The organism is Rhizobacter sp. P3_B12 (genome assembly GCF_056402895.1).
The window spans coordinates 1-610 of sequence record NZ_JBFUGN010001713.1; the positions used below are offsets into that span (position 1 = coordinate 1).

1 protein-coding gene is annotated in these 610 nt (G+C 74.1%); it reads right to left on the minus strand.

Annotated features, from left to right (window positions below):
• On the minus strand, window positions 1–610 hold a 610-nt coding region (locus AC1D01_RS37820), incomplete at both ends, for a BaiN/RdsA family NAD(P)/FAD-dependent oxidoreductase (protein ID WP_477875105.1).

A 610-nucleotide genomic window follows, 5' to 3' on the forward strand; every position in this document is an offset into this window, starting at 1 on the left:
GTGCCGTCGGGCGCCAACTGCCAGCCCTGCAGGCCGGCGGCGAGCTGCTGCAGGTCGCGATCCTTCAGGTCGGCCACCGGGCGATCCGACAAACCAGGGCGGGCCTGCAGCCACGCCGCGGCCAGCCGGGCCGGCAGCAGCGTCGCCAGTTCGTTGCCCAGCTGCTTGCGCGAACTGGCCTTGGCGTGCAGGAATTCCGCGGCCAGGTCGCGATCGGGCGCCAGGTCGAGCTGCAGCGGCGTGCCGGGCTTCCAGAAGCTCGAGATCTGCAGCACGCCCGGGCCGCTGAGCCCGCGGTGCGTGAACAGCAGGTCCTCGACGAAGCGGGCCCGCGCCCGGCCGGCGCCGGTGCTGATCGCCACCGGCAGCGAGAGCCCGGCCAGTTCGACGAACGGTGCCCATTCGGCCGCCGCGAAGGTCAGCGGCACCAGCGCCGGCCGGGTGTCGACCAGCTTGTGGCCGAACTGCTTCGCGACGCGGTAGCCGAAGTCGGTGGCGCCGATCTTGGGGATCGACAGCCCGCCGGTCGCGATGACGAGCCGGCGGCAGCGCACCGGGCCGCGCGCCGTGTCGAGCTCGAAGCGCTCCGGCTCGCCGCGCACCGCCGTCA